The organism is Ancylomarina sp. YFZ004 (assembly GCF_054254355.1).
Window position 1 is genome coordinate 1 of sequence record NZ_JBTCHQ010000033.1, and the last position, 1,301, is coordinate 1,301.

The window sequence follows — 1,301 nt, forward strand, 5'->3', positions numbered from 1 at the left end:
TCCCTTAGGTTTACATAGCCAAGGTTGATTGATTCTGATTTTGTATTTTAGGATTGATTAACCAGTCAGCAGAAGTAAACTAGCGAGACTTCAAGGAGCCGAATCCTATCTCCCGAATTAGACTTCTACTGGCATAGCTAAAGATACCAGATAGAATTATAGGCAGAACCTAATAAGGGTATTAGTACAATGAGCTATTGGTTAATCCATAATAAATCAAAACAAAGTTATGGAAAAGAATGTATTTATTGGAATTGATTTCTCAAAGCTAACTCTGGATGTTACTTTTTTTAATGTCAAAAGCTTTCAAGAGAAGCACTATGAACAATTTGAAAATGATAAAGCAGGATGTGTGAAAATGTTTAAATGGATTAAGAAAAGGTATCCAGACACTTCGCTCTGGTTATTCTGTGGCGAGTTTACTGGGATTTACACTCTGACATTAGCCTTGTTTTTAAGAGATAAAAAGATTGATTTATGGCTTGAAAATCCCATGCAGATAAAGCTTTCAAATGGTATAAACAGGGTGAAGAATGATAAAGTCGATTCTATGCAGATTGCCAATTATGCATGTCGCTTTCAGGATAAAATGAAGCTCTATAAGCCTCAAAGTGATGCCTCAATGGAAATTAAAGAACTTATCCGCTTCAAGGACAGATTAACTAAGGTGAAGGTGCAGTTGCAGGTTCCTGCTGCTGAGATTAAAAGAGTTATGAAAGGATGTGATGTGGCAAATAGTATCCTTAACTCAACAAAAGAGCTTGTTACAGGCATAGTAGGGCAGATTAAGGATGTGGAAAGACGAATACATTTTTTGCTTAAAAAAGATGCTGATATGAATAGGCTTTACACACTTGTAACTTCGGTGGTTGGTGTAGGAATGCAAACGGCAATTTATCTATTGGTGCATACTTCTGCATTCACAAGCTTCTCAACTGTACGTCAACTTGCTTGTTATTGTGGTGTAGCACCTTTTGCAAAGAGTTCTGGAACTAGTATAAGAGGCAAGAACCAGGTTAGTCATATTGCCAATAAGAAGCTTAAATCACTTTTGCATATGTGTGCTCTAAATGCAGTTAAATATGACCCGGTTTTAAAAGCTTATTACCAACGGAAGATTAATGAAGGCAAGCACAAAATGAATGTGCTCAATAGTGTCAGGAATAAACTATTGCAGCGGATATGGGCAGTTGTACAATCTGGTGAAATTTACGATAAAACATATCATCTAAATAAAGCTGCCATTGCAGCATAAAACATTTTAAATAATTTCGATTTTTTTTGGATTAACCATAGAATTC

Annotated in this window: 1 protein-coding gene; it reads left to right on the forward strand. The window is 35.6% G+C overall.

Annotation, left to right across the window (positions count from 1 at the left end; translation table 11 throughout):
* Window positions 1–229 precede the first annotated feature (229 nt).
* Window positions 230–1,255: an IS110 family RNA-guided transposase gene (locus tag ACXR6G_RS20090; RefSeq protein ID WP_458363241.1), complete on the forward strand. Its 1,026-nt coding sequence runs from the start codon at window positions 230–232 to the stop codon at window positions 1,253–1,255.
* Window positions 1,256–1,301 lie beyond the last annotated feature (46 nt).

Excerpts from the sequence above, each read along its gene's own strand:
- ACXR6G_RS20090 (WP_458363241.1), top strand. The coding sequence starts at position 230 with ATGGAAAAGAATGTATTTATTGGAATTGATTTCTCAAAGCTAACTCTG.